The organism is Sulfitobacter sp. L-8 (genome assembly GCF_056859255.1).
The window spans coordinates 73319-98955 of the sequence record NZ_JBSXOD010000052.1 but is presented as its reverse complement, the minus strand read 5'-3'; the positions used below and the strand labels follow the sequence as shown (position 1 = coordinate 98955).

The 25637-nt window shown below is 59.1% G+C and carries 27 protein-coding genes; 10 read left to right on the top strand and 17 right to left on the bottom strand.

Annotated features, from left to right (window positions below; all coding sequences use genetic code 11):
* Genes AC13DE_RS12340 through AC13DE_RS12325 form a run of 4 tightly spaced genes read right to left on the bottom strand, consistent with a single transcriptional unit; the run spans position 1 to position 4044 of the window.
* A complete protein-coding gene (locus tag AC13DE_RS12340; protein WP_483048096.1) occupies positions 1-2049 on the bottom strand; it encodes a molybdopterin-binding protein in 2049 nt (682 codons plus the stop codon).
* A gap of 20 nt (positions 2050-2069) precedes the next feature.
* Positions 2070-2561, bottom strand: a complete 492-nt coding sequence (gene mobB, locus AC13DE_RS12335; protein ID WP_483047986.1) for a molybdopterin-guanine dinucleotide biosynthesis protein B — start codon at positions 2559-2561, stop codon at positions 2070-2072.
* The gene (gene mobA / locus AC13DE_RS12330) at positions 2558-3160 is read right to left on the bottom strand and encodes a molybdenum cofactor guanylyltransferase MobA (RefSeq protein WP_483047985.1); all 603 of its coding nucleotides are present in this window, start codon (positions 3158-3160) and stop codon (positions 2558-2560) included. Before mobA ends, mobB begins: the two co-directional genes overlap by 4 nt.
* The gene (locus tag AC13DE_RS12325) at positions 3157-4044 is read right to left on the bottom strand and encodes a formate dehydrogenase accessory sulfurtransferase FdhD (RefSeq protein WP_483047984.1); all 888 of its coding nucleotides are present in this window, start codon (positions 4042-4044) and stop codon (positions 3157-3159) included. The genes mobA and AC13DE_RS12325 overlap by 4 nt, the downstream gene beginning before the upstream one ends.
* A 48-nt stretch (positions 4045-4092) precedes the next feature.
* Between AC13DE_RS12325 and AC13DE_RS12320 the strand changes: the two genes are divergently transcribed.
* Positions 4093-4824: an AzlC family ABC transporter permease gene (locus tag AC13DE_RS12320; protein WP_289082921.1), complete on the top strand. Its 732-nt coding sequence runs from the start codon at positions 4093-4095 to the stop codon at positions 4822-4824.
* Positions 4821-5156, top strand: a complete 336-nt coding sequence (locus tag AC13DE_RS12315; protein ID WP_289082920.1) for an AzlD domain-containing protein — start codon at positions 4821-4823, stop codon at positions 5154-5156. The genes AC13DE_RS12320 and AC13DE_RS12315 overlap by 4 nt, the downstream gene beginning before the upstream one ends.
* Here the strand turns inward: AC13DE_RS12315 and AC13DE_RS12310 are convergent.
* The 5 genes from AC13DE_RS12310 to AC13DE_RS12290 all read right to left on the bottom strand — a co-directional run bounded on the left by AC13DE_RS12310 (position 5145) and on the right by AC13DE_RS12290 (position 9263).
* Complete coding sequence (locus AC13DE_RS12310; protein ID WP_446296955.1) at positions 5145-5747, bottom strand: hypothetical protein; 603 nt, start codon at positions 5745-5747, stop codon at positions 5145-5147. The genes AC13DE_RS12315 and AC13DE_RS12310 overlap by 12 nt on opposite strands.
* Positions 5748-5782: 35 nt before the next feature.
* The gene (locus AC13DE_RS12305) at positions 5783-5917 is read right to left on the bottom strand and encodes an aa3-type cytochrome c oxidase subunit IV (RefSeq protein ID WP_446296956.1); all 135 of its coding nucleotides are present in this window, start codon (positions 5915-5917) and stop codon (positions 5783-5785) included.
* A 91-nt stretch (positions 5918-6008) separates the two neighbouring features.
* Positions 6009-6494: a DUF6173 family protein gene (locus tag AC13DE_RS12300; RefSeq protein WP_446296957.1), complete on the bottom strand. Its 486-nt coding sequence runs from the start codon at positions 6492-6494 to the stop codon at positions 6009-6011.
* 4 nt (positions 6495-6498) lie between these two features.
* Positions 6499-7548: an MBL fold metallo-hydrolase gene (locus AC13DE_RS12295; RefSeq protein WP_483048095.1), complete on the bottom strand. Its 1050-nt coding sequence runs from the start codon at positions 7546-7548 to the stop codon at positions 6499-6501.
* Entirely contained in the window at positions 7548-9263 is a 1716-nt protein-coding gene (locus AC13DE_RS12290) for an acyl-CoA dehydrogenase family protein (protein WP_483047983.1), read from the bottom strand. The genes AC13DE_RS12295 and AC13DE_RS12290 overlap by 1 nt, the downstream gene beginning before the upstream one ends.
* Positions 9264-9416: 153 nt before the next feature.
* On the opposite strand from AC13DE_RS12290, the gene AC13DE_RS12285 reads away from it, so the two are divergent.
* Positions 9417-10349: an L-threonylcarbamoyladenylate synthase gene (locus tag AC13DE_RS12285; RefSeq protein ID WP_483047982.1), complete on the top strand. Its 933-nt coding sequence runs from the start codon at positions 9417-9419 to the stop codon at positions 10347-10349.
* Here the strand turns inward: AC13DE_RS12285 and AC13DE_RS12280 are convergent, their stop codons facing one another.
* Positions 10350-10910, bottom strand: a complete 561-nt coding sequence (locus tag AC13DE_RS12280) for a YqgE/AlgH family protein (RefSeq protein WP_446296960.1) — start codon at positions 10908-10910, stop codon at positions 10350-10352.
* 129 nt (positions 10911-11039) lie between these two features.
* On the opposite strand from AC13DE_RS12280, the gene AC13DE_RS12275 reads away from it, so the two are divergent.
* Entirely contained in the window at positions 11040-11837 is a 798-nt protein-coding gene (locus tag AC13DE_RS12275; protein ID WP_483047981.1) for a protein-disulfide reductase DsbD domain-containing protein, read from the top strand.
* On the opposite strand, the gene AC13DE_RS12270 is transcribed toward AC13DE_RS12275, so the two are convergent.
* The 5 genes from AC13DE_RS12270 to AC13DE_RS12250 all read right to left on the bottom strand — a co-directional run bounded on the left by AC13DE_RS12270 (position 11838) and on the right by AC13DE_RS12250 (position 18749).
* Positions 11838-15239 carry an efflux RND transporter permease subunit gene (locus tag AC13DE_RS12270; RefSeq protein ID WP_483047980.1) on the bottom strand — a complete coding sequence of 1134 codons (3402 nt, stop codon included), beginning with the start codon at positions 15237-15239 and terminating at the stop codon, positions 11838-11840.
* Positions 15240-15242: 3 nt separating this feature from the next.
* Positions 15243-16712, bottom strand: a complete 1470-nt coding sequence (locus tag AC13DE_RS12265; RefSeq protein ID WP_483047979.1) for an efflux RND transporter periplasmic adaptor subunit — start codon at positions 16710-16712, stop codon at positions 15243-15245.
* Between the two features lie 123 nt (positions 16713-16835).
* A complete protein-coding gene (gene moaB / locus AC13DE_RS12260) occupies positions 16836-17378 on the bottom strand; it encodes a molybdenum cofactor biosynthesis protein B (RefSeq protein ID WP_483047978.1) in 543 nt (180 codons plus the stop codon).
* Positions 17375-17983 carry a LysE family translocator gene (locus AC13DE_RS12255; RefSeq protein WP_483047977.1) on the bottom strand — a complete coding sequence of 203 codons (609 nt, stop codon included), beginning with the start codon at positions 17981-17983 and terminating at the stop codon, positions 17375-17377. The genes moaB and AC13DE_RS12255 overlap by 4 nt, the downstream gene beginning before the upstream one ends.
* A complete protein-coding gene (locus AC13DE_RS12250; RefSeq protein ID WP_483047976.1) occupies positions 17976-18749 on the bottom strand; it encodes a uracil-DNA glycosylase in 774 nt (257 codons plus the stop codon). The genes AC13DE_RS12255 and AC13DE_RS12250 overlap by 8 nt, the downstream gene beginning before the upstream one ends.
* Before the next feature lie 155 nt (positions 18750-18904).
* Here AC13DE_RS12250 and AC13DE_RS12245 point away from each other — a divergent pair, with 155 nt between their 5' ends.
* The 6 genes from AC13DE_RS12245 to plsY all read left to right on the top strand — a co-directional run bounded on the left by AC13DE_RS12245 (position 18905) and on the right by plsY (position 23368).
* Positions 18905-19852, top strand: a complete 948-nt coding sequence (locus AC13DE_RS12245; RefSeq protein ID WP_446297700.1) for an aspartate carbamoyltransferase catalytic subunit — start codon at positions 18905-18907, stop codon at positions 19850-19852.
* Complete coding sequence (locus AC13DE_RS12240; RefSeq protein WP_483047975.1) at positions 19849-20289, top strand: hypothetical protein; 441 nt, start codon at positions 19849-19851, stop codon at positions 20287-20289. Before AC13DE_RS12245 ends, AC13DE_RS12240 begins: the two co-directional genes overlap by 4 nt.
* Positions 20286-20801: a hypothetical protein gene (locus tag AC13DE_RS12235; protein WP_446297702.1), complete on the top strand. Its 516-nt coding sequence runs from the start codon at positions 20286-20288 to the stop codon at positions 20799-20801. The genes AC13DE_RS12240 and AC13DE_RS12235 overlap by 4 nt, the downstream gene beginning before the upstream one ends.
* A complete protein-coding gene (locus AC13DE_RS12230; protein ID WP_446297703.1) occupies positions 20798-21334 on the top strand; it encodes a hypothetical protein in 537 nt (178 codons plus the stop codon). Before AC13DE_RS12235 ends, AC13DE_RS12230 begins: the two co-directional genes overlap by 4 nt.
* Before the next feature lie 139 nt (positions 21335-21473).
* Positions 21474-22754, top strand: a complete 1281-nt coding sequence (gene pyrC, locus AC13DE_RS12225; RefSeq protein ID WP_483047974.1) for a dihydroorotase — start codon at positions 21474-21476, stop codon at positions 22752-22754.
* Positions 22755-22756: 2 nt separating this feature from the next.
* A complete protein-coding gene (gene plsY, locus AC13DE_RS12220) occupies positions 22757-23368 on the top strand; it encodes a glycerol-3-phosphate 1-O-acyltransferase PlsY (RefSeq protein WP_446297705.1) in 612 nt (203 codons plus the stop codon).
* Between the two features lie 251 nt (positions 23369-23619).
* On the opposite strand, the gene AC13DE_RS12215 is transcribed toward plsY, so the two are convergent.
* Together AC13DE_RS12215 and AC13DE_RS12210 are read right to left on the bottom strand one after the other, a co-directional pair.
* Positions 23620-24990, bottom strand: a complete 1371-nt coding sequence (locus AC13DE_RS12215) for a glutamate--cysteine ligase (RefSeq protein WP_446313157.1) — start codon at positions 24988-24990, stop codon at positions 23620-23622.
* A gap of 61 nt (positions 24991-25051) precedes the next feature.
* Entirely contained in the window at positions 25052-25579 is a 528-nt protein-coding gene (locus AC13DE_RS12210; RefSeq protein WP_483047973.1) for a hypothetical protein, read from the bottom strand.
* Positions 25580-25637: the final 58 nt, after the last annotated feature.

The following is a 25637-nucleotide window of genomic DNA, read 5'->3' as shown; positions in this document are numbered from 1 at the left end:
CTAGCCGCTGAATGATCCATAGGGGATATAGCGGACCAAGTCGCCCTCTTTGACGTCAATGGCCTCATCGGGCAGCTCGACCAATCCTTCGGCCCAGCTCAACCCGCTGATGCGTCCCGAGCCTTCGGATGCAAAAACCTCCGCCCGGCCATCGCGAATGCGGGCGCGCAAAAACTCGCGGCGTCCCGGCTTTTTACGTTTGGCAAAGGCCGCCGGTACGTCAAAGCCCTGTGGTTCCTTCCAGTCTTCGCCAGCCATCAGGCCCAAGGCGGGCCGGGCGAATACCAGCGTGCAGACCATCGCGGCCACCGGGTTTCCCGGCAAACCAAACACCGGCGTACCTTGCCACATCCCCAAGGCGAGTGGTCGACCGGGCTTGACCGCGATGCGCCACAGCGACAACGCCCCTGCTTCGGACAACAGGGCGGATACGTGGTCTTCGTCGCCCGCTGAGGCACCACCGCTGGTCAGGATCGCGTCGACGGTGCCGCCCGCCGCATCCAACCGCGCCCGCAGCGCGGCTCTGTTGTCGCCAACATGTCCAAGGTCGACCACCGTATATCCAAACTGAGCGATCAACCCCATCAACATCGGGCGATTGGCATCGTATATCTGACCATCGGCGGCGGCATGATCGGGCTGAACGATCTCATCCCCCGTCGAAATGACGCCCACTCGCAACGGTTTGCGCACAACAATCGACGCCGTACCAGTGGCCGCCAGCAACGCCAGGTCAGCCGGGACAAGCCTGCGGCCCGCCGAAACGATCCGGTCGCCCTTTTGTACGTCTTCGCCCGCCTTCCGGGTGTTCGCGCCCTGCTTGATCGCGCCGTGAAACCGGACGGTACCCGCGACAATCTTCACGTCTTCCTGCAAGATCACGGTATCGACGCCTGCCGGCAATGCTGCCCCCGTCAGGACACGTATCGCCCGGCCTTCGGGCACTTTACCCGGCGCATCACCGGCGGCGGCGCGTCCCTGCATCAACGGCAGTTCGTGGTCACCTTCGCCCCGCCCCCCGGCAAAGCCATAGCCATCGACCGCAGTATTGGGCAGCGGCGGGTTGGCGCGGTTTGCCATCACATCCTGAGCTGCGATGCGGCCCAAAGCGGTATCCACAGACACTTGTTCGGTCGTGGTGACCGGTCTCAAGCGTTGCTTCAGGTTGGCCAGTGCCTCGTCTACCGGGGTCCAGTGGACACCGGGGGGCAAGGCGAAACAGTCGTTGCGCAACGGGCGCGTGCCCTGCAAAAGCGTTTCAAACCCCAGTCCGAATATCCAACCCTCTTCGGGGGCGGTCACATCCAAAATCCGCGCGAGCACATCCGCATCAAGCGCCGCAACCTGTCGCACGGTCTCTTGAACCTGCCAGGCATCCTTGATCATGTTTTCGGGCGCGGGCGTAACTGTCAGGGAAGGCCAGATTTCGACAAATGCAACGGGCTTGTCCAGCGCTTCGAACGGCCAGACGGCGACCCTCCCCGCAAATCGGTTACGCAGCCTGGACAAGACGGGTAGCCCCGTAAACACTTGCGACCCGACCGCACCGGCACCCGCCATCTGCCAGCAGGTAAAGCTCCCCTTGGCGCGGAGCTCAGCAGCGCGGCGATCCGGAAACGGGTTCACATACCCCGCTTTCGTCCGCGGCAGCCCGGCGATGTCTCGCTTGCGTAAACCGTTGGACCAGAACGGCCCCTGGCCCTGCCCCAAAGCCTGGTTAATCTGCCCTGCAAGATCGAAACGATTGTTAAGCGTGGGTGTATCTTGGATCTGCCGTTCAAACCATTCCCAAACCGCGAACGGGTCCGCCTGCCCGGTCAGCGCAGCGGCAAACCCCTTGGGGTAACCGAAGGGAAAGTCAAAGCCGATCAATACCCTGCGGCTTGCCTGCATTTCCGCATCGATAAGCCCGGCAAGCCATTTTTCCGCCTCGACCCTGTTGCGCAGATAAACCGGAGTCTCCAGTTGACCAAGCCGTGATACCGCCACCCAAATCGCGTCTTCGCGTGGATTGGTGCCGGTATCATTGCCGCCGGACCAATCAACCATTGCGATGGTTTCAAATGCCGTCACAACCCGACCTCGGCCAGAATGAAATCAGCGATCTCTTTGGTATTGTTAAGGTCGAATACCGGCTTGTCCAACGTCAAAGGCGTATCACTGGCTACGGCCCTGATCGACGCATCGTCGGGGGCGATCAATGGATTGCCGGTCACTGCACGGTGCGCTTCGACTTTGGCATGGGTGTCGCGTTTGTATCCTTCGATCAGCACCAGATCGACCGGCGAAAGCTTTGCCAGCAACATTTCGAGAGTCGGTTCATCTTCGCCGTGCAGCTCATGCATGAGCGCGAAACGGTTCCGCGACGCCAGCAGCACCTCTCGGGCACCGGCGACACGGTGGCGATGGCTGTCCTTTCCCGGGTGGTCTACATCAAAGCTGTGATGGGCATGCTTGACCGTGGATACAGAAAAACCGCGCCCGGTAATTTCAGTCACCAACCGCTCCATCAAGCCGGTTTTCCCGGCGTTTTTCCAACCGACAATACCGTAAAGCCTCATAACATATCCTCTGCCCGGGTCAGGTCGTCGGGGGTATTGATATTAAAAAATGCATCTGCATGCGGGAAAAGCGCCTCGCGCCCCGCGTGCTGTTCTGTCCACATCACCACTTTACGCAAACCACCCTCCAGGGCACTTCGCAAGTCGTCTCGCAACGCGACAGGCCACAACCCGAATGTGGGGTGGCGCGCCCTGCCGCGCGCGGCATCTGGCGTGGCAGCCAATACCAGCGGATTTTTCATGCCTTCGCCGGCAAGCAAGAGCCTCGGCACCAGATCACCGGGAAAAAACGGGGTGTCGGCGGCCGCCGTGACGATCGTTTCCCCACCCTGGGCAGCAGCCCAATCCAGCCCGGCCAGCACCCCGGCAAGCGGACCTGCAAACCCCTCGATACTGTCGGGAAGCACCGGCAGCCCGAGACCTGCGAAACGATCCGCATCGCCATTCGCGTTCAGCGCCATCCCGGCCACTTGCGGTGACAGCCGCTCGATGACATGCGTCAAAATGCTTTGCTCTCCAAGCTTTAGCAGCCCCTTGTCACCCCCGCCCATCCGCGTGGCCTGCCCACCGGCGAGTATCACTCCGAAAGGTTGCTTCATTCGCTTCCCTTTCGCCCGGAACGCTTGGGCTCATCCCGCACACTGTCGGGGTCGGCATCGCGGATCAAACGGTCTTCTCCGGCAAGGCAGATAAACCGCTTGCCTTTCATCCGGCCAATCAACGTCAACCCGACCTGTTGGGCAATTTCGACGCCCCATGCGGTAAACCCCGACCGTGAAGCCAGCACCGGAATACCCATCATCGCGGTTTTGATCACCATCTCGGATGTCAGTCGCCCCGTGGTGTACAAGATTTTGTCGTCGGCATTCGCGGATTCAGACAACATCCACCCCGCAATCTTGTCGACCGCATTGTGACGTCCGACGTCCTCCATATAGACCAGCGGCCTGCTGCCTTGACACAGGACCGTGCCGTGGATCGCTCCGGCTTCGAGGTACAGGCTGGGCGTCCGGTTGATCTGCGCGCTGAGGCTGTACAGCCACGATGTACGCACCGGTGTCTGGGGCAGAGTCACGTTCTCCAACCCTTCCATCATGTCACCAAAGACGGTACCGACAGCGCAACCCGACGTCCGGGTTTTCTTGCGCATCTTCTCTTCGTAGTTGGTCTTGCGCGCCGTGCGGACTACGACAACCTCAAGGTCTTCGTCATAGTCGACGCTTGTGATGTCTTCGCCATCACGCAACATGCCCTGATTTCGCAAAAAACCCAACGCAAGATATTCCGGATAATCGCCAATGGTCATGGCCGTAACGATTTCCTGAGAGTTCAGAAAAATCGTCAGCGGGCGTTCCTCTACAACACTGATGGTGGTGTCAGCCCCGGTATGATCGCGCCCTACCACAGATCGGGTCAGCCGCGCCAACCCCGGCTGTGGTGCGATCAAATACGCATCGGTATCAGTTTTGACGGACAATTGCATCCTCCCCGGGCCGCAGTTAAGCATGTGCCAGCAATCTAGGGGCAACGCATGGCCATCACCACCACCAAATCTGCCTTTCGCAAAGGTCTTAAAGACGCAGCGCCGTTTGTTCTAGTGATCATCCCGTTTTCATCACTTTTCGGCATTCTTGCGACCGAAGCGGGGTTAAGCGTCTTTGAAACCCTGGCCTTTTCCGTGGTGGTCATTGCTGGGGCGGCCCAGTTCACCGCGTTGCAACTCATGCAAGAACACGCCCCCACAGCTATCGTCCTTGCGTCGGCATTGGCGGTAAATCTGCGCATGGCGATGTATTCGGCGTCGTTGACACCCTATATCGGCGCGGCCCCTTTGTGGCAGCGGGCACTGGCCGCGTACATGACCGTTGATCAATCCTATGTCTGCGCAATGGCGCAGTACGAAAAAGAACCCCAGATGACGATCCCGCAGCGCATGGCGTATTTCTTCGGTTGCGTGACCCCGGTGGTTCCGATGTGGTATCTGTTCACACTGATAGGGGCACTGCTTGGGGCGCAAATTCCACAAAGCTGGGCACTTGATTTCGCGCTGCCTATTACGTTTCTGGCGATGATTGCACCAATGTTCCGTACGCCCGCGCACGTGATCGCCGCTGTTGTCGCAACAGGAGCGGGGCTATTGACGGCAGGGGTCCCCTATTCGATGGGTCTTATCATTGCGGGGCTGGCGGGGATGTTGGCCGGAGCCCGTGCCGAACTGTGGCTGGACAGGCGGGCCGCGAAACAAAGCGAGGGTACGGCATGATCGAAAATATAGACAGAACAACGCTTTGGATCGTGATCCTCGGGCTTGGCATAGGCAGTTTCGGGCTGCGCTTCGTGTTTACCGGGCTGGTAGGCGACCGCGAAATGCCTGAATGGCTGCTGCGGCACCTGCGCTATACGGCTGTGGCGATTCTTCCCGCACTGGTTGCCCCTCAGGTCATCTGGCCGGCGGCTACCAACGGACAGCCGGATCTGCCGCGCATTTCAGCAGCGGCAGCGGCACTGGCGATCGGTGTTATGACGAAAAACGTGCTGCTCGCCATCATCAGCGGGGCAATCACGCTTTATACGTTACTATGGTTATTGGGTTAACATCGCTGCCTGAACCCCGTCCGTAATGCCACCTTCATCGTCTTCGTAATACTTGGTCGTCGTCACGCCCGGCAACGTCGCAAACTGCTGTTGCAGAGCTACCGGGAAGAACGTTGTCTTGATCTGTTCAAATCCCGACACCTTGGACAGCAATGATGATGTTGCGTTCGAGCAGAACGCGCCCGAAACCGCGCCGTTGGCCATCGCCAGATTAAGGGCCTGTTCGGCTTGCGCCTCGGTCACCGGAATTTGCTGTGTGACGATATGATACGTGCTGCGTGCATGGGCCGATTTATAGGCAGAGATCCACTTGGGCGACATACCGTACAAGACGTCACCTCTTTCGATAACGCGAGGGTCACGAAACGATCCGGCAGGGTCAAAGATAACCTGCTGCGACCCGTTAATCACAAGCGCAGAATGCCCGCCGCTGCCCGAACGGTTGTTCACGACTGTGATCAGCGATATGGATTTGGGTCCGGGGGCGACATAAGCTGCGGCAGCGACTTCGGCTGGCGTGTTGTCGATGCCTGTGTCATTTGCACAAGCTGCGAGCGCGCCAACAACGGCAAGCGCCAACCACATTCGCATAATCGTTACTTCCTATAACCTGAACTTTGCCGATATCACCGCGCGAAGATCGCCATGAAAACAAGTATGGCAATGATTGCGATGGTGGTCCATTTGACATAGTTCATAAAGCGGTCAAATGTCTTTTCCTGGGTCGTGATATCCATCGAACCGTGTTCATGCTTGGCCATATGCGTAATCCTTTATTTTGGCATCCGTGTGATTTGATCAGGTGGATACTGCATTCACAGGGCCGTGTCACGTTCTCATGAGACCCAAATCTCAGGTGTTTTTATCCCGCGCCGCCAGCCCTTCTGCCTCCAGTTCCTCCACAAGACGAAAACCGATCCGTTTTGCAGGTGCTGAATCCGCGGCCTTGGGAAGCGCACGCAGCACAACGTTCAACTGGCTCACGTGCTGAATCAGCTGCATTCGCGTATCATCGCTGTCGGCACCATAGAACGTCACCATGTCGGGGTCGAAATATCCCATGCCCTCGATCCGCAGGACACCGGCGTCGTTTCCCGCGAATCCCATGGCTACCTCGTGATCGCTATCAAGCTGTTCTTCAAAGTTTTTCAGGTATAGCACGACCCGTTCGTATGCCCATTGCGCTGGCGACTTTTGCACCGCGGGCTTGTCGGTCATGCCTCTGGGCACTTTTTGCTCCGACGCCTTTCGCTTATCAGGGTCGGCGTGAACTTCGTGCAAACGCGGCAACATGTCCGCCTCATAGGCTTCTGCGGCGGTTTTGATCTCGTTATCCATCTCCCTACGCCTTTGCTTGATACACCCAAGCCCCGTCTGTTTCGCGTAAACTTCTCGTGGCGAGGCCGGTCTGATATAGATGGCTCAGGTGGGCCACCGCTTCAACCAGTGCCAGCCCATATTCGCCTTCTCCAATGTTGCGCTTGAACAAGGTGGAAAAACATTCCGAAGCAGATTTAGGCGTGTGGATGGCCACAAGCAGCCGTTTCAAGGCACTGTGATGATTGTCGATCAACTGGCGCATGCGTGGCGGAAGCCCTGTGAAGGGAAGTTTATGCCCGCCCAGAACCAGATGATCATCGCGGCCCAGCAGCGCCAGCCGTTCGCAGGCTTCGATCCATTCCCCTATTGGATCGGCCATGGGTTCGGTCGCATACACCCCAACATTCGGGCTGATTGACGACAAAATCTGATCACCGGCAATCACCAGATTGTCGTCCATGCTCCAGAAGGTGGCGTGCTCGGGGGCATGACCGTTTCCGATGTGGACCTCGAACTCCCGGCCGCCGATGGTAATTCTGTCATCTTGCTTGACCCGTGTGAATCCCAGGGGCAGCGGATCAACGATATCGGCAAAGTTGAATGGCCGCTCTGACGCGCGTTTCCGATACAGATCGGAATCCATGCCGGACAGCCGGTAGAACGCCAGGGTTTCAGCGGGGGGCACCTCTTGCGGATCAAGGATAAGCATGCGCGCGGTCAGCCAGGCGGTACGGGTGGTGACCAGCTCGGCCCCGTGTGCGGTCTGGAACCATCCCGCCAGCCCGATATGGTCCGGGTGGTGATGGGTCACGATCACGCGTGACACAGGTTTTCCCCGCAACGGGCCTGCGATCAGGTCAGTCCAGATTGCCTTGGTTTTCTTTGACGAGAAACCTGTGTCGATAACGGTCCAGCTATCCCCTTCGTCAAAAGCATACACATTGACGTGGTCGAGCTTCATCGGCAGCGGCAACCGAAACCACAACACCCCTGGGGCCACTTCGATCGCTTCGCCGGCGGCAGGGGGTGTTTCCCATGGATAGCGAAGCCCTGTAAGTGCTGTATCAGCCATCATGCGGCCAATTCATCTGGGGAAAGGGCGAACAGATCGGCTTCGCCGGCTTGCGCATGCGACAACAAACCAACGTGCTCAGGCAACAGCCGCAGGATATAGAACCGGGCCAGCTTTTCCCGTGCGCCACCCTTGTCCGCCAACGCCGCCTTGAGATGGAGATGTGCACCCAGAACTCTGGCGAAGGCGCGCAGGTAAGGCACGGCACCGGCAAACCGCGTGTCCATGTTGGTCTGCTCGGTCAGCCAATCCGTCGCCTCGCGCAGCGTTTCAGAGGCCTGCCAAACCGCATCCGCCATATTCGGGAATACCTCACGGGCGGCTTCGGCGTTTGCTTCGATCTCGTCCAGCAACCGGTTCGCGGCCTCGCCGCCGTCCATCATCTTGCGTGCCACAAGGTCCATGGCCTGAATGCCGTTGGTCCCCTCATAAATCGCCGTTACCCGTACATCGCGGCTGAACTGAGCAGCACCGGTTTCTTCAATGAAACCCATGCCGCCATGCACCTGCACCCCCATTTCGGCGACAGCCATTCCCGTATCGGTACCGAACGCCTTGGCGATCGGTGTAAGAAATGCCGCGCGTGCCTTCCATTCTGCTTGACCCGTAGCGCTTGCCATGTCGATGGCCATCGCGCAGCTTAACCCGATTGCCCGCGCGGCAAATGTTTCGGCTTTCATCGTCATCAACATGCGTCGCACGTCAGCATGATCCACGATTGTACCGGTGCCATCGGGCCGCGCCGTTTTCCCCTGCTTGCGTTCCATCGCATAGGATAGCGCGTGTTGATAAGCAGCTTCGGCAACGCCGATGCCCTGCCCGCCGACACCAAGCCGCGCGTTGTTCATCATGGTGAACATCGCCGCCATGCCACCCTGTTCGGCCCCGACCAGCCAACCCGTTGCATCGTCGTATTGCATGACGCAGGTGGGTGAGCCATGAATGCCCAGCTTGTGCTCCAGGCTGACGACCTTCAGGCTGTTGCTTGCGCCCAGCGTACCGTCATCCTTGGGCAGATACTTCGGGACCAGGAAGAGGCTTATCCCTTTGGTTCCGGCAGGTGCATCCGGCAGCCGCGCCAACACCAGGTGGCAAATATTGTCTGCAAAATCATTGTCGCCCCAGGTAATGTAAATCTTCTGTCCGGATATCGCATAGGTGCCATCGCCGTTGGGTTTCGCCTTGGTCGAAAGCGCCCCCACGTCCGATCCGGCCTGCGGTTCGGTAAGGTTCATCGTCCCGGTCCATTCGCCGCTGATCAATTTGGGCAGGTACAGTTCCTTGATGGCAGCGCTGGCGTGATGCTCCAGCGCTTCGATCTGGCCCTGGCTCATCAGCGGGGCCAGTTGCAGCGACAGGCAGGCACCGCTCATCATTTCGTTGACCGCAGTGGTCAGGGTCATCGGCAGACCCATGCCGCCAAATTCCGGGTCGGCGCTGATCCCGATCCATCCGCCTTCGGCAACGGCGGCATAGCCTTGCGCAAAGCCCGGCGATGTCCGCACCACGCCGTTTTCAAGTTTGGCGGGATGCTGATCGCCCGCACGCTGCAAAGGTGCCAACACGTCGTTACACAATTTGCCGGCTTCTTCGAGAATCGCTTGCGTGACATCACTGGTTGCATCTTCGAACCGCTGGGTTTCACGCACGGCATTCAGTCCGACGACATGATCAAACAAAAAGGCAAAATCACCGACAGGGGCACGATATGGCATAGTTTTCCTCCGTTTGCGCGTTCGGCTGCTTGGCAAACCGAACGGCGACCTGATAAGCCCACCCAAAGGCGTGGGCTGTTACGGGCGAGAATGTCCCTCAAGGTTCCGCACCGCAACCCAAAACGCGGCGTCATAGGCGCGACAGAGAATCCGATGACCGAAATTTTGTGTCCAGACCCGGCAGGCAACGCCCGTGCCGCGCTGCTTTTGCAGCAAGGCGGGTTGGTCGCCTTGCCTACTGAAACCGTATATGGCCTGGGGGCCGACGCGCGCAACAGCGCCGCGGTCGCCCGGATCTATGAAGCCAAGGGAAGACCGAGTTTCAACCCCCTGATCATCCATGTGGCCGACGTCGCACAGGCCAGACGTTACGCGCGTTGGTCTGACCTAGCGCAGAACCTTGCAGACGGATTCTGGCCCGGCCCTCTGACACTGGTTTTACCCCTCACTTCACATCACGGCTTATCGTCCCTGGTGACTGCGGGGTTGGACAGCGTTGCAATACGGGTACCGGCGCATCCTACTGCACGCGCGATCTTGGAGAGATTTGGTGGCCCCGTCGCGGCACCATCGGCCAATCCATCCGGCAAGATCAGCGCCACAACCGCAGCCCATGTACGCAACGGGCTTGACGGTCGGATTGATGCAATCGTTGATGACGGCCCATGTGCCGTGGGGTTGGAAAGTACCATCATCGGCCTGACGGCCCGCCACCCGCTTTTGCTGCGGGCTGGTGGAGTTTCGGTTGAGGACATCGAAGCAAGGCTTGGCAGCGCCCTGGACAGCGCCAACGGGGCCGACATCATCGCCCCGGGGCAACTCGCATCCCATTACGCACCACATGCTTCTGTTCGGTTGAACGCCACCAAGGCCGAACCGGACGAAGTTATGCTAGGCTTCGCAGACATAGCGGGCGACATCAGCCTATCAACCACCGGCAACCTGACCGAAGCCGCCGCCTGCCTTTTTGACCGGCTTCATGAACTGGATGCCTTGCGCAAACCCATCGCCGTGGCGCCCATACCCGACCACGGACTGGGCCGTGCGATCAACGACCGGTTACGTCGCGCTGCGGCACCTCGGTAACTACGCCCTTCCGGGTGTCGCACTTAGAACCAGCGGGTCTATTCCCAGCGACTTTAGGGCGGCGGCCCATTTTGATGCGTCATCAAGGTCGAATACGATCTTGGCGCTGGCGTCACATGTTAACCACCCGTTTTGAGCGATCTCGGCTTCCAACTGCCTTGCACCCCATCCGGCATAGCCCAACGCCAGCAGTGCCCGTTCGGGCCCCTTGCCACGGGCGATATCTTCAAGAATATCTAGGGTGGCCGTCATGGCAAACCCTTCCGCGATATCAAGTGTCTGCATCACAGATCTGTATTCCGCACTGTGTAGAACAAATCCGCGCTCGGTCTCTACCGGGCCTCCCAGATGGACGCCCAGGCCCGATGTATCGTCGAGGTTCACATCACTGACACGGTCCAGCACGTCACCCAACTTCAGATTAAGCGCGGGTTTGTTGACGATCAAGCCCATCGCGCCGTCGGCGTTATGGGTGCAGATGAAAATCACCGAATGATCAAACCGCAAGTCGCCCATGCCAGGCATCGCCACAAGCAGTTGCCCTGTCAGATCCAGCTTCATCATCAGTCCCTTATTGTACCTTATCGTAAGCATGGCGCGGCACCACACCGCTTTCAAGCCCCACCACTGCAATGTTTCGTAATGCAATCGTGATTTGGCAGGTTCCCGCGATTAACGCATGAAAGGCTCATGAACAAAAAAATACTCAGTTTGCTCGCCGGTTTGCTCGTCGCGCCCGTTTCCGCCGCCGCATTCGAAGTCATCCAGGGTGAAATACTCCCTGGCTGGGTGTTACCTGATGGCAACCGCGTCGCCGCGATCCGACTGACGCTCGAGCCGGGGTGGAAAACATATTGGCGCGCACCCGGCGATCTGGGGATCCCCCCGGACTTTAACTGGACCAAATCCGAGAACCTTGCCGATGTCGCCATCGAGTGGCCTGCGCCGACTGTATTTCGCGAAAAGAACCTGACGACCATCGGCTACAAAAACCAGGTGATTTTACCACTGCGGATTGACGTCGTCGAAAAGGACGTTCCGGTGACCGTGGCCGCTTCTGTCAGCTTGGGCGTGTGCAGCGACATCTGTGTGCCGGCCTCGCTTGATTTAAACGCCGTTATCGACACTGACACCACCCGGCCGGATCCGGAAATCGCCGCTGCACTTGCACAACGCCCTTATTCGGCCCAAGAGGCCCAGGTGGACAAGGCCACCTGCAATCTCGGCCTAAGGGACGGCAGTTTCGAACTGGTCGCGGCCATCACCCTGCCCGATACCGGCGGGCAGGAGTTCGTTGTTATCGAGCCGGGGCAATCCGATCTTTGGGTAAGCGAAACCGATACCAGTCGTGACGGCGGGGTTCTGCGGGCCCGGGCGGATATCGCCCATGTCAAAGACGAAACAGTGGCCCTGGACCGTTCGCAAATTCGGATCACTGTTTTGGGCAGCAACCAGGCCGTCGACATCCGTGGTTGCACGTCAGATTGATCAGCTCGGTTTCTTGCGTCGCGAGAGGCTGTAGGCGATGATCCCGGCCAGATAGCCCCCCAAGGCGATGACGGCGGCACCCGCAATAAATACCAGCAGCGCAGCGTTCAACGGGGTCATCCGAGCCAGTTGGGGTGTTGCCGCAACCAGCCCCGCATACAACGACCCGTTCAGCGCGACCCATCCCAACGTGACTGCGGCCCACGCCAACATCAGCCCCCAAAGCGCGATCAAGCCAAGCTTTAGCCCCCGTGCCCGCGACCGGACACCGCGTCGCATAGCGCGGATTTGCCGCTGGATATCGTGCTGCGCCGCGATCAGCGCGGGCACGACAAGCAGCACAAGAAACATCCCGAAACCCAAACCGTAGACAAGCGTAATGACAGTGGGCTTCAGGAACTGGGCCTGCTGGCTTTGCTCATACAGCAGGGGTGCCATGCCCAGCACTGTGGTCATCGTGGTCAGCATGACCGGACGCAGCCGGTCGGACGCGCCGTCTATGATCGACGGGAACAACCCGCGCGTTGCGCCATATTCGTCTATAGTACCGACCAACACGATGGAATCGTTTATGATAATCCCGGTCATTCCCAGCAGCCCTACAACCGTGAACATACTGAGCGGCACGTCCCATATCGCATGGCCATAAATGGTACCGACCAGCCCGAATGGTATCACCGCCATGACCACCATCGGTCTGACCCAACTGCTAAAGACCCATGCCAGCACCAGATAGATACCGGTGAGCACCAACGTCAGCCCCGTCAGCGCATCCGACAGGAATGTGTCCTCTTGCTCGCTTAGCCCCCCGATACGGAATTCCACCTGGCGCTCGGACGCAATCCGCGGCAGGATTTCTTCCTGCATCGCCTTGGTGATCTCTGCCGCGCGCGCAGGGTCGTCCTCTGAAATATCGCCGGTTACTGAGATCAGCCGGATACCATTTTCGCGCCGCACCGTGCTAAAGCCTGTTCGCCGCTCAACGCTCACGATGTCTGCCAGGGGCACGTATTGGCCGGCGGGCGTGCGCATTTGGGTCCTGTCCAGAAAATCCGCAGTCAGCTCGCCTTGTGGCAGCTCGACCCGGATCGTGGCAGAACGCGGCCCATCGGGGTACGTCGCCGCTTCGATCCCGCCAAGCCGGCTGCGTAACACACGGCCCAGAGTATCGATGGTAAACCCCAAGGCTTGCCCCTGTGGTGTCAGATCCAGGATAAGCTCTTCCTTGTCGTAGGCCAGATTGTCCTGTACCGCGCTTACTTCGGGATACTGCCGCAGAGCGTTTTGCAGATCTTGCGATGCCGCCTTGAGCGCAGTCGTATCTGCGCCATAGAACTGCACGTCCAGAGCATCGCCCCCAGGGCCCGACCGCCATCCCCGAAAGCTGACGGTTTCAGCCAACGGATGGTTCACGACGGCATCTTGCAATTCGCCCACAAAGGCAAAGCTGGAATAGGGGCGCAAATCGGCATCGATCAATTCGATCGAAATACCTCCCAGCAAATCTTCGTCCTTGCTGTCCGCGCCCTCAAGTCCGTAGCCTGCGTTCGCTCCGACCTGGGCGATCACATAATCAATCGGGTTTCTACCATAGCGTTCGGCATATTCAGCCCCCAACGCTTCGGTGGCGCGCTGCATCTCGCGCATCATCGCCAGCGTATCTGCGCGGGTGGCGCCTTCGACCATGGCGAAATTGCCGGTGACCGACCCGCGTTCGGGGGCGTTGAAAAACCGCCACTGCACGTCGCCCTGAATGAACAAGGCAATTTGGGACGCAAGCACAGCGACGAGCCCGGCCAGAACAACGTAGCGCGCCCATATGACCCCCGCCATGAAAGGCCGGAACAGCTTTTCCCGGGCCCACAGGAAACCTCGATTAACAATGCGGCTTGGCCAATCATACCAGCGTTGTTTTGCCCCGACTGCCATCGCGTGCGCCATGTGGTTGGGCAGCACAAGAAAACATTCTACCAAAGACGCGGCCAATACGGCGATCACCGTCAAGGGGATATCGCCGATCAAGCTGCCGAACCGTCCACCTACGGCCAACAACCCGAAAAAGGCGATGATCGTGGTCAAGGTTGCTGCAAATACCGGCATCGCCATGCGTCGGGCCGCGTTTTCCGCTGCAAGCATAGGCGGCTCGCCGAGTTCCTTGTGGCGATAATCGGCATGTTCACCGACAACGATCGCATCATCTACGACGATGCCCAATGTGATGATCAGACCAAAAAGCGAGATCATGTTGATCGTTATGCCCCCTGCGTACATCAACGCAATCGCAGCGGCCATCGAAACCGGAATGCCCGCCGCCACCCAAAAGGCGGTTCGCGCGTTCAGGAACAGAAACAGCAGCCCGACGACCAGCGCCAACCCCATTAACCCGTTATCTATCAACAGATCCAGCCGGCCTGTGATCGCCTCGGCGCGCGTGCGGATAAGGTCGATACGCACCCCTTTGGGCAGCATCACAACCATGTCAGCGACAACGCGTTCAACGCTGTGCTGAATCCCGATCGCATCGCCGCCGTCGGACCGGTCGATTCGCACGGAAATCGCAGGATTGTCGCCAACAAAGAATCCGACTTCTCGGTCGGTACTCTTTTCGATGACACGAGCCACATCGCCCACGGTCAATGACGACCCGTCAGAGTTGGTGCGCAACACGACCCCTGCCAGCGCTGCGGCGCTTCTCTTGGCTGTGCCGGTCCGGACCCTTGCGTTGGCCCCTGTCACATCGCCAGCAGGGCTGGCGTCGACCTCGGCTGCGATGACTGCGGCGATTTCGGCCATGGTGATGTCATAGCTGATCAGCTTGGTTGAAGGCACCTCGATCAAAGTTTCCGGTGCCGCGATGCCCTGGATCGTGCTGCGCGTAACGCCAGCGGCAAACAACCGCGTGACCAGTTCGTCCGCGAAGCGCCCCAATTGTTCGGCGCTGATCGGCCCCGTAAGGACCACGTCCGTTACGCGGTCACGCCAAACACCACGCCGCACGACCGGATCTTCGGCATCTTCTGGTAACGTGGTCACAGCGTCCACGGCTGTTTGGACATCCGCCGCGGCCCGGGCCATATCCCAATCGGGTTCAAAATCAAGCGTAATGGTCGCGCGTCCCTCGCGCGATGCCGCGACCGACCCTTCTACCCCTTCTACAGTCAGCAAGACCGGTTCAAGCACCTGCACAATGGCACTGTCGACGTCTTCGGCACCTGCACCGTCCCATGCTGTGACAACCGACACCGTGTCGATCACAACGTCCGGAAAAAATTGCGCCCGCATATTGGGCGCAGCAGCGACACCGCACACGAGCAACACCACCAGCAATAAATTGGCCGCAGTCTTGTGCCGTGTGAAATACGATAACAGCCCGCCTGTAGTCTGTGAAATGGGGCGTGTCATGGCCTAGCCTCCCATCCGGCTCTCGATCCGCTCAATCATCTTTGCAGGCACCTCGGGTTCCGCCAGCTTCGCCAATACCCGCGCTTTCGCTTCCTGAGGCATGCGGTCGTTGGCCTCGACGAAGGCGACCAGTTTGGCACGCCGTTCTTCGGTCAGCGCTATCATGCTTGCACCGGTGCCGGCACCGTTGGCCTGCTCAGGATCGGCCCCCGACCGCAACGGTTTGACCGCAATTCCGGCACCCAGCAACGGCGACTGCGCTTCAACCACATCACGCCCCTCGATCTCGCCGCGCACCAGAACTTCGTCACCGACACGGCGCAAAACCTCTACGGTTAGCGCCTCAAGCCGGTTCTGCGCATCCAGAACCAGCACGCGACCCTGCGCATCCAGTGCCGAGCTTGACAGACGGATAACATCGTCTAGCGCAGGTTCGCGGACGCGAACTGTCACAAAATCTCCGGGTTTGAAACCAGCCGCATGAGTGAGAGAGGCGAATATCAACCGCCCGCTGGCACCTTCCCCTGCCGCTGCCCCGGCGCGGGTGATCTGGCCTTCGGCCTCAAGGTCAATGCCCGCCACATCCAGCGTCGCAGCTATCGGTGCCTTGATCAAAGCCCCGTGTTCATCGATCAACCGTGCGTACTGTGCGGTCGACACACGAAATGACACCTCCAGGTTATCAGGGTCGATAAGCTCAGCCAGCCGTTCGTTTGCAGAGACCAGCCGCCCTTCGACCACGCTGGTGTCGCTCAGCGCTCCGTCAAACGGCGCGGTGATGATGGTCTCGTCCAGTCGCCTTTGCGCCTCATCCAGCGCGATCTTGGCATTTGATACCAAGCTTACCGCCTGTTCGACCCGCGCTTCGGATTGCGTGACTATCTGCCGCCGCGCCAACACCGCCTGACGTGCGCCGGAAGCGGCCAATTCAGCAGTTTCCGTCGCAGTTGCGGTCCCAACACCCCTGTCAGCCAGGTCGCTTTGACGCTCGAACGCACGCGTCCGAAGGGCGGCCTGTTCCTCAGCCGCTGTCTGCTCATCACGCGCCAGTTCCAGCGCCCGCGCGGCATCACGCCCTTCGGCTTCGGCATCATGCACGGCGCTTTTCGCCCGGGCCACCGTCGCAAGGGCATCGGCACGGTCGAGGCGGACCAACACCTGCCCCGCGGTCACTATGCCCCCTACTTCGAACCCCGGAGCAAGTTCGGTCACCCGCCCCCCTACGGCTGCGCGCAGTTCCAGCCGACGGCGGCTCTGCACCGCGCCAAAGCTTTCCAACACGGGCGTTTCGGTTCCTGCCCTTGCCTGCACCACATTGACCGAAAACACCCGTTCTCGGGGGGTGCGAACCTCGGGGGCGTCGGCCAAACGCTTTTGCAGCGCGCCGCCGATCTTGTCAGCCGCAAAGAACAACAGCCCCATCGCAGTGGCGGCCAAAAACAGGCCGATCATGCTTTGCCTGAGAAATCGCATGTTTTTCCAATCCCGCTCGTCCGGTGAAACCACGCCCGGTACTCTGTGCCGCACCACCTTGCCACAGTTTTAATACGCATACATCATCGACTTCCGGCGGCGATAACGCATCAAATCAGATATTTATTTCCGGCGCTGGTGTTCGTCCAACCGGGGCATGATTTCAACGAAGTTGCAGGGCCGATGCCGAAAATCAAGCTGCTTGACCAGAATTTCATCCCACGCATCTTTGCACGCACCGGGCGACCCGGGCAAAGCGAACAGATAGGTGCCCTGCGCCACTCCCGCGGTTGCGCGGCTTTGCACGGCGGACGTCCCGATTTTTTGCATCGAAACGATGGTAAAGATCGTTCCGAACGCGTCGATCTCTTTCTCATATACGTCGCGGTGGGCCTCGACCGTCACATCCCGCCCGGTCAGACCAGTGCCGCCGGTGCTGATCACCACATCTATGCCGGGGTCCGCACACCAGACTCGCAACTGATCGGCAATTTGGTGCCTTTCATCCTGAATAATCGCACGTTGAACCAGGGTATGCCCACCGTCTGCAATCCGTCCGACTAACACGTCCCCTGACCTGTCATCGGCCAGACCGCGCGTGTCCGATACAGTCAGAACGGCGATCCGCACCGGGATAAATTCAAGACTGTCATCGATCCTGCTCATGTGCGCTCCAATACTGCCAACCGCGCGGCCAGGGCCACGAAAATACCACTGCTGATCCAGCGCAGGGCCCGTCCGCCACGGGTCAACCTGCGCCCCAGACCGCTGGCGAACACACCGACCAGGGCGTTGATCAAGAACCCGCCCAACGACAACACCAAACCCAGCACCATAAACTGCATCAAAACCGGCCCGGCCTCGGGCACCACGAACTGCGGAACGAACGCCAAGACAAACAAAATGACCTTGGGGTTCGTCAAATTTACGATCAACCCACTGCGGAACGCCGATTTTGGCGCAACCTTTGCCGTTTGGGCGGTCGCATCGCTGCGCCAAGTCTGAACCGCGAGCCACAACAAATATGTAACACCGATCCAGCGGATCACGTCAAAGGCCCATGGCAGCGCCGATACCACTGCCCCCAACCCCAATCCTGCCAGTGTAACATGCACCATGCCACCCAACGATATGCCTGCGCTGGCCGCGATCGCCGCCTTGGGGCCAAAGCGCATACCCTGACCCAAGCAAAACATCATATCGGCCCCCGGCGTCAGATTAAGCGCAAGCGCCGCGGGCACAAATGCCAGGATCGTGAGCGGGTCAACCATGTGCAAGCCTCGCCTTCAGCGTCAGCAGATCCACCCAAGTTTCCCGCTTGAACTCCGGACTGCGCAACAGATACGCCGGGTGAAACATCGGCAAAGCAGGGATCCCATCGGCTTTTGTCCATTGCCCTCGCAGCCGGGCGATACCCCGCTTGCCCAGCAGGACCTGCAGCGCGCCATTACCCGCAAGAACCAGAACCTCGGGCTTGGCCAGCGCGATGTGGCGCATCAGGAACGGCTTCATCATTGCAATCTCCTCAGGTCTTGGGTCGCGATCCTGTGGCGGGCGCCACGGCAGGACAGTGGCAAGGTAAACCGGGGCTTCCGGATGATCGCGTCCCATATTGATCGCCGCCAGCATCTTGTCCAGCAGCTGCCCGGCCTGACCCGCAAACGGCCTACCCTCGCGATCTTCATCGCGACCAGGAGCCTCACCGACGATCATCAGGCGTGCGCCCGGCGTCCCGTCCGCAAAGACCATCCTGCGTGCACCGCGCTTCAACTCGCAATGCTCAAAGGTTGATATTGCCTCCTGCAGCGCCTCCAGGGTCTGCGCCGCTGCCGCGATCCGAGAAGCTTCAGCCACCGCATCGCTTCCCCCCCTGTCAGAGCCGCCCGGTGTACTCTGGGCTGCAGCTGACTTGGGTTTTTCAAGGGACGCGGGAACCTCGTACCGATTAACTGGCACATCACTGATCGCCTCAGTCGCGCCCAGTTCAATCTGCCAGCGCAAAAGCGCAACCGCCTGATGATAGTCCACTGATTCCATGGCTCCAACTTACGCACTGGCGCTGGCAATATACATCCCAACTTCCAAATGGCCTTAAATCCATTCCGCCCCTTCGACAAGGTACTCCGGCCCGACTGCTTGCCCACGTGGTCGCCGCCGCCTATAACGCCTCAACTAACTTGGGGTTCACCGTTATGGGTTTCGCACATCGCCATCTTCTGGGTATCGAACAACTATCCCAAGACGACATCGTCACATTGCTTGATCTGGCCGATACCTACGCCGATCTGAACCGTCAGCCTTACAAACACAGCGACGCTTTGAAAGGCCTGACCCAGATCAATATGTTCTTCGAAAACTCGACCAGAACCCAGGCCAGCTTTGAAATCGCGGGCAAGCGGTTGGGCGCGGATGTGATGAATATGGCGATGCAGGCGTCTTCGATCAAAAAGGGCGAAACCCTGATCGACACGGCGATGACGCTGAACGCGATGCACCCCGATCTTCTGGTGGTACGTCACCCGCAATCGGGTGCCGTTGATCTGCTCGCCCAAAAGGTCAATTGCGCCGTGCTGAACGCCGGCGACGGCCGTCACGAACACCCCACCCAAGCCTTGCTCGACGCCCTTACCATTCGCCGCGCCAAAGGGCGCCTGCACCGACTGTCCATCGCGATTTGCGGCGACATCGCCCACAGCCGGGTGGCACGGTCCAATATCTTGCTTTTGGGCAAGATGGAAAACCGCATCCGATTGATCGCCCCCCCGACGCTGATGCCCTCGCAAATCGGCGAATTCGGTGTCGAGGTGTTTGACGATATGGAAAAGGGGCTGCGCGACGTCGATGTCGTGATGATGTTGCGATTGCAAAAAGAACGCATGGATGGCGGTTTTATCCCCAGCGAACGTGAATATTATCATAGATTTGGTCTTGATGCCCAAAAACTGTCCCACGCCGCACCTGATGCCATTGTCATGCATCCCGGACCGATGAACCGCGGTGTCGAAATCGACGGTACTCTGGCGGATGATATCAACCGCAGCGTCATACAGGATCAGGTCGAGATGGGCGTGGCGGTGCGCATGGCGGCCATGGACCTTTTGGCGCGTAATTTGGCTGACAGTCGGGCGGAGGCACCGTGACCCTCCCCCCCTCGGATGAGCAAGAGCTGCTGCGATGGCGCATATCGCCAAGGGCCTTCTTTTGGCGATCCCTGACCCTGATGCTGCTCACAATGCTGGCGTGGGCACCAGCCCTGCCCTATTTCCCCGTAACGGTCTGGGCGCTGGCTTCGGTACTCTCTGCACTGTTTTACATGTGGATATTCGAGGAATTCCAGATTTGGTATGCCAACAGAAAAACCGTTTGGTGCCTGACAAACCGGGCTCTTTATATTGACGAACCCAACTCGATCGAGCCATTGCAGCTTGCGCTGACCGATATCGAGGCCATCGGCAAGCTATCGCTTTGGTCGATCGTCTTGCGCTTGCCGACCCATCAAAGCATAACCTTGCCTCTGGTTCCGAACGTCCGCAAGACCAAGGCGCGGATCGCCCAAGCGATTGAGGCCGCACAATGACCGATCGGTTCTGGGCTGACCAGCTTGACCCCGGCGAACGTCTGCTGTGGACAGGACGCCCCAAACCGCGGGTGTCGATACGAAACTTCCAATTGATCGGCCCGTTCGTCGGTGCCGCGGGAACGGTGGTCGCGGGGGGCTTGCTTCTTACCTATAGCGATCTGCCGGTGTCACAATCGGTGATCCTTGCGGTGATCATCGCTCTGGTGGTGATTTCGCTGGTACGCGGTTTGAACAAATGGTCCGGACTTACCCGTACCCGCTATGCGCTCACCACGCATCGGGCTTTGTTTTTCAAGCTGGAAAAGGATCAGACTCGCGTCAAGGCCTTCTCGCGCAGTGCGGAAACCAAGCCCGACATAAGGCCCACAAGCCCGCCCTCCGTTTTTTTTATCAGGCAGGAAAGCATGGACAAAGCGGCGCTCGTTGCGCATTTGGGATTTGAATATATCGAAGACAGCAACAGTTTAAGTGCATTGATGGCAACCAGCTATGAAGGTGCAGATAAATGACAACCATACGAATCCAGAACGCGGAAACCGGCAAGGTCAGGCTTTTCGCGGTAAACCGCTCCATTGACGCCGTTTCGCGCGCGGTGCGTGATGCTGACAAGGAAACGGTCATCACCGACCTGTTGGGAACCTCCGTTCCCTCCGGTAGCGCCGAGCTATTTCCCGTTACCGATCTGGCCGGCGTCGGCCTGACCGCTTATTTGACAGAGGGCTACGCCGTAAGCGACGATCAACTCGCACAAGACCGCAGTCGCCTTGGCGCGCTCGACGGGTATGTGCTGCTACTGTTTTCCTCGGCTTTCGAAGGCCGGGAAACAATACTTGAAATAGGCCCCGATCTTACCCTCATCGGCACATATGACGAAGAGCAACCCGCCATAAGCGCTATCCCCCTGACAGCAGACGCCGCACAGCCCTACACCGGCATACCGAACGTGAACCCGCGGACGCCCCCACGCGACCGTGCGAGCGGGGCGCTTATAGCGTTGGCAGTTCTTGTCGTGCTTGGCCTCATCCTGTGGTGGCTGATGTGAAAGAACCCAAACCGGATCCCAAAATGTCGGGGCGTATCGCGATGATTGCATTGCTGGTTGCTTTTGGTGTCGCTGCGATGATGGTTTGGGTCGGCGCATGACCAAGTGATGCCGTTTCAACCAGTATGAAAGACCCGCAATGACGCTGTATTTTACCAACGCGCAGATCATCGACCCCGAAGCCGGAACCGTGACCCGTGGCACCTTGCAGGTTGAGGGAACACGGATCGCGGCTGTTTTGCCGGATGGTGCGCCTATCCCCGGCGATGCGGATAGTATCGACTGCCGTGGAAAATATCTGGCGCCCGGCATCGTGGATCTTGGTGTCAAGGTATGTGAACCGGGCGAAAGGCACAAAGAAAGCTTTCGGTCTGCGGGTCTTGCCGCAGCCGCTGGTGGGGTCACCACGATGGTCACTCGACCCGATACGACGCCGGCCATTGACAGCCCCGAGGTGCTTGAATTTGTCACCCGTCGCGCGAACGAGGCTGCTCCTGTCAACGTCGTTCCCATGGCAGCACTTACCAAGGGCCGTGAAGGTCGTGAAATGACCGAAATCAGCTTCCTTATGGACGCGGGTGCCGTCGCATTTACCGACTGCGACCGCGTGACCACCGACACCAAGGTATTCTCGCGTGCCCTTACCTATGCCAGCAGTCTGGGCGCACTGGTCATCGCACACCCTCAGGAACCGGTGCTGAGCCAAGGAGCCGCCGCGACCTCGGGCAAGTTCGCGTCGTTGCGCGGCCTGCCCGCCGTGTCCCCGATGGCCGAACGCATGGGGCTGGACCGCGATATCGCCTTGGTCGAGATGACCGGTGCCCGCTATCACGCCGACCAGATTACGACCGCGCGCGCTTTGCCCGCCCTTGCCCGCGCCAAGAAAAACGGCTTGGACATCACCGCGGGTGTCGGCATCCACCACCTGACGCTGAACGCTCTTGACGTGGCGGATTACCGGACCTTTTTCAAGCTCAAGCCGCCGCTGCGTGATGAAGAGGACCGTATTGCCGTGGTGGAAGCCGTCGCATCCGGACTGATCGACATCATTTGTTCGATGCATACGCCCCAAGACGAAGAATCAAAGAGACTTCCGTTCGAAGAAGCCGCATCGGGGGCGGTTGGCTTGGAAACGTTATTACCCGCGGCGCTACGGTTGGTTCATTCAGAAATGATGGATATCGCAACCCTGTGGCGCGCGCTTTCGTTTAACCCCGCCCAACGTCTGGGCCTGCCCGGTGGGCGTCTGTCAACAGGCGCACCTGCGGATCTGGTGTTGTTCGACAGCGACGCACCCTTTGTCATGGACCGCGAGACACTCAGGTCAAAATCGCGAAACACACCCTATGATGGTTCAAGGATGCAGGGTAAGGTCCTGGAAACCTATGTTTCCGGCACGTGTATCTACAAGGCGTCCTAACCATGCCCATCTTCGATTCCTCTTTCGCCGTCCTATCGCTTTGGGCAGTAATGGGTTACCTGATCGGCTCTATTGCGTTTGGCATGGTATTGGCTCGCGTCATGCATCTGGGCGATCTACGCACCATCGGTTCGGGTAACATCGGGGCGACGAATGTTTTGCGTACCGGAAACAAGAAAGCCGCCGCACTGACCGTGTTGCTGGATGGTGGCAAGGGCGCGGTGGCCGTTTTGCTTGCCCGATTTTTTGCTGGCGAAGATGCCGCACAGATCGCTGCGCTCGCCGCCTTGTTGGGTCACTGCTATCCTGTCTGGCTAGGCTTCAGGGGGGGCAAGGCAGTCGCGACCTTTCTAGGCGTGCTTCTTGCGTTGGCATGGCCTGTCGGCATAGCCAGCGCACTGATTTGGCTGGTCGCCACATTTGCCACACGAATTTCGTCCATGGGGGGGCTAGCTGCGGCAGCCTCGTCAACTTTTTTCATGGTATTGCTGGGCTATAGCGACGTGTTGATCCTGGGCATTCTGCTTACCCTTCTGGTGTTTTGGCGGCATCGCGGCAACATTCAACGTATCCGCGCCGGCCAGGAGCCGAAAATTGGCGCAAAGAAAATCTAGATCAGCTCGTGACCAACAGGGTGAGATACCGTTCCGACCGGTCAAACTCGAATCTGGCAAAGCTCAACCGGTAAGAAGCGTCTAGGCGGGTCGCGAATAAAATAACCTAAGGCACGTACGCTTCTGTGTACGCCAGATATAACGGGAACTCGGCGCGACCCGTCGCGATTGTTTACAGTTCGACCACCCCTGCAACGGTTCAGAGGCGGCCGACGACCTTAATCCGCGATGGCACCATTCCGGAATAATCGTCAATAGGAATAGTCTGCGTAGATCCGGCTCAGATTGCCGTTCCATTTACCGTGATAATCGTCCAGCAGCTCGTCGGCGGGGACCTTGCCGGTCTCGATGCTTTCCTTCAGTGCATTCAGAAAATGGGTCTCGTCCGGGACCAGGCCGCCGGCACCGGTACGGGCACGCGCCTTCAAGCCAAGCTCGGACAACCCGACCGCTTCTCGTGCGATATCATGCATTTTTATGGTACCCACCTGGGCTTGCAATCCGTCAACCGACGCAGCCACCCGCAAAGCCTCACGCGTTTCGGCGTCCCAATGCTTGACCATATCCCACGCACCGTCCAACGCCTGCTGGTCATACATCAACCCCACCCAGAACGCGGGCAAGGCACATAGGCGTCGCCACGGGCCGCCGTCGGCCCCCCGCATTTCGATGAATTTCTTGATCCGCGCCTCGGGAAATGCCGTGGTCAGATGATCTGCCCAATCGCTCAGCGTCGGGATTTCGCCCGGCAGCGCTGGTAACTTGCCATCCAGGAAATCACGGAACGACTGCCCCAACGCGTTGATATAGACACCGTCGCGATAGACAAAATACATTGGGACATCCAGCGCATAGTCCACCCAACGCTCGAACCCCATTCCATCTTCGAACACCCACGGCAACATGCCGGTACGCGCGTCATCCAGATCGCGCCACACGCGGCTACGCCAGGATTTATGACCATTGGGTTTGCCCTCGAAAAAAGGCGAATTCGCGAAAAGCGCAGTCGCTACCGGCTGCAAAGCCAAGGCGACCCGCAGCTTTTTCACCATGTCTGCCTCGGAACCGAAATCGAGATTCACCTGTACTGTACAGGTGCGGCGCATCATGGTCTGTCCCATGGTGCCGACCTTGGTCATATAGTCATTCATCAGCTTATAACGCCCCTTGGGCATCAAATCCATTTGCTGATGTGACCACTCGGGTGCCGCACCCAGACCGATGAATCCCGCTCCGATCCTGTCCGCCACATCTCGCACTTCCACCAGATGCGCGTTCACCTCGTCGCAGGTCTCGTGAATGGTCTCGACGGGGGCCCCCGACAGTTCCAACTGTCCGCCTGGCTCCAACGACACGTTTGCCCCGTCCTTTACCAACCCGATCAGCTTGCCGTTTTCCTCAACCGGCGACCAGCCGTGGCGATCGCGTAATCCTTCCAGCATGGCTCGGATCGAACAATCACCCTCATAAGGCAAAGGCAGCAAGGTTTCCTTGTTGTACCCGAACTTCTCATGTTCAGTGCCAATGCGCCAATCCTGCACGGGCTTGCAACCATCGGCCAGATACTGCGCCAGCTGCTGGTGGTTTTCGATCGGGCCGCCGCCGGATTGAGGAATAGACATATGGGGGAGGCTCCGATGTAAATTTGCGTGACCTAAGGGATGGTGCGATTTTTGGGGGGTGTCAATGCAACAGGGCAGTTCTCGGTCGCAGAGGCTTACGTTCCCAAATCACCACCGATAGAGTCTTGTCATCGCTCAGCTCGGCCAACATCCGTTCGGTCCGAAGCCCGGGAAGCGCGGCAAACGCGTCGAACAACGCGTCGGCTCCTGCGGCATTCACGGGAATCATGACAGGCTGCTGCCCCGGTTGTTCCAATTTCCAATGGGCAGGATAGTTACCACGCTCGAGGCTCAGGCGCTCTATCTCGCGCAATGCCACCACCCCACCTGTCAAGGGACCGAAATAGCTGATCTGCCCCTCGACAACCTGCACGGCACCCGCGCCCAGGCCGGTTTTGCGAAACCGGCCCCTCTGCACACCGATCCAGATAAATGCCGCTCCCCCAACCATCAGCACATAGCCGGGAACGGCAAGCAACAACCCCGGCCCCAGCACGAACCACAGCCCGACCAGCGCAACCGCCAATCCGATCAACACCTCGCGCCACCGCCACAACGCTTCTTCCGCTTCGGGTCTCAAGAAACTCATCAATGCGCCCTACTTTCATTTTGCCCGGAAAACTCCACGGGGGCGTGGGGGTGTGAAA

Bases quoted from the DNA above. Each gene is read 5' to 3' on its own strand.
- AC13DE_RS12290 (WP_483047983.1), bottom strand. From the start codon at position 9,263: ATGCCATATCGTGCCCCTGTCGGTGATTTTGCCTTTTTGTTTGATCAT.
- AC13DE_RS12250 (WP_483047976.1), bottom strand. From the start codon at position 18,749: ATGGAATCAGTGGACTATCATCAGGCGGTTGCGCTTTTGCGCTGGCAG.
- AC13DE_RS12245 (WP_446297700.1), top strand. From the start codon at position 18,905: ATGGGTTTCGCACATCGCCATCTTCTGGGTATCGAACAACTATCCCAA.
- AC13DE_RS12275 (WP_483047981.1), top strand. From the start codon at position 11,040: ATGAACAAAAAAATACTCAGTTTGCTCGCCGGTTTGCTCGTCGCGCCC.
- moaB (WP_483047978.1), bottom strand. From the start codon at position 17,378: ATGAGCAGGATCGATGACAGTCTTGAATTTATCCCGGTGCGGATCGCC.
- AC13DE_RS12315 (WP_289082920.1), top strand. From the start codon at position 4,821: ATGATCGAAAATATAGACAGAACAACGCTTTGGATCGTGATCCTCGGG.
- AC13DE_RS12325 (WP_483047984.1), bottom strand. From the start codon at position 4,044: ATGCAATTGTCCGTCAAAACTGATACCGATGCGTATTTGATCGCACCA.
- AC13DE_RS12310 (WP_446296955.1), bottom strand. From the start codon at position 5,747: ATGCGAATGTGGTTGGCGCTTGCCGTTGTTGGCGCGCTCGCAGCTTGT.
- AC13DE_RS12280 (WP_446296960.1), bottom strand. From the start codon at position 10,910: ATGAAGCTGGATCTGACAGGGCAACTGCTTGTGGCGATGCCTGGCATG.
- AC13DE_RS12305 (WP_446296956.1), bottom strand. From the start codon at position 5,917: ATGGCCAAGCATGAACACGGTTCGATGGATATCACGACCCAGGAAAAG.
- AC13DE_RS12235 (WP_446297702.1), top strand. From the start codon at position 20,286: ATGACCGATCGGTTCTGGGCTGACCAGCTTGACCCCGGCGAACGTCTG.
- AC13DE_RS12295 (WP_483048095.1), bottom strand. From the start codon at position 7,548: ATGGCTGATACAGCACTTACAGGGCTTCGCTATCCATGGGAAACACCC.
- AC13DE_RS12300 (WP_446296957.1), bottom strand. From the start codon at position 6,494: ATGGATAACGAGATCAAAACCGCCGCAGAAGCCTATGAGGCGGACATG.
- mobA (WP_483047985.1), bottom strand. From the start codon at position 3,160: ATGAAGCAACCTTTCGGAGTGATACTCGCCGGTGGGCAGGCCACGCGG.
- AC13DE_RS12320 (WP_289082921.1), top strand. From the start codon at position 4,093: ATGGCCATCACCACCACCAAATCTGCCTTTCGCAAAGGTCTTAAAGAC.
- plsY (WP_446297705.1), top strand. From the start codon at position 22,757: ATGCCCATCTTCGATTCCTCTTTCGCCGTCCTATCGCTTTGGGCAGTA.
- AC13DE_RS12265 (WP_483047979.1), bottom strand. From the start codon at position 16,712: ATGCGATTTCTCAGGCAAAGCATGATCGGCCTGTTTTTGGCCGCCACT.
- AC13DE_RS12285 (WP_483047982.1), top strand. From the start codon at position 9,417: ATGACCGAAATTTTGTGTCCAGACCCGGCAGGCAACGCCCGTGCCGCG.
- AC13DE_RS12340 (WP_483048096.1), bottom strand. From the start codon at position 2,049: ATGGTTGATTGGTCCGGCGGCAATGATACCGGCACCAATCCACGCGAA.
- AC13DE_RS12230 (WP_446297703.1), top strand. From the start codon at position 20,798: ATGACAACCATACGAATCCAGAACGCGGAAACCGGCAAGGTCAGGCTT.
- pyrC (WP_483047974.1), top strand. From the start codon at position 21,474: ATGACGCTGTATTTTACCAACGCGCAGATCATCGACCCCGAAGCCGGA.
- mobB (WP_483047986.1), bottom strand. From the start codon at position 2,561: ATGAGGCTTTACGGTATTGTCGGTTGGAAAAACGCCGGGAAAACCGGC.
- AC13DE_RS12270 (WP_483047980.1), bottom strand. From the start codon at position 15,239: ATGACACGCCCCATTTCACAGACTACAGGCGGGCTGTTATCGTATTTC.
- AC13DE_RS12255 (WP_483047977.1), bottom strand. From the start codon at position 17,983: ATGGTTGACCCGCTCACGATCCTGGCATTTGTGCCCGCGGCGCTTGCG.
- AC13DE_RS12210 (WP_483047973.1), bottom strand. From the start codon at position 25,579: ATGAGTTTCTTGAGACCCGAAGCGGAAGAAGCGTTGTGGCGGTGGCGC.
- AC13DE_RS12215 (WP_446313157.1), bottom strand. From the start codon at position 24,990: ATGTCTATTCCTCAATCCGGCGGCGGCCCGATCGAAAACCACCAGCAG.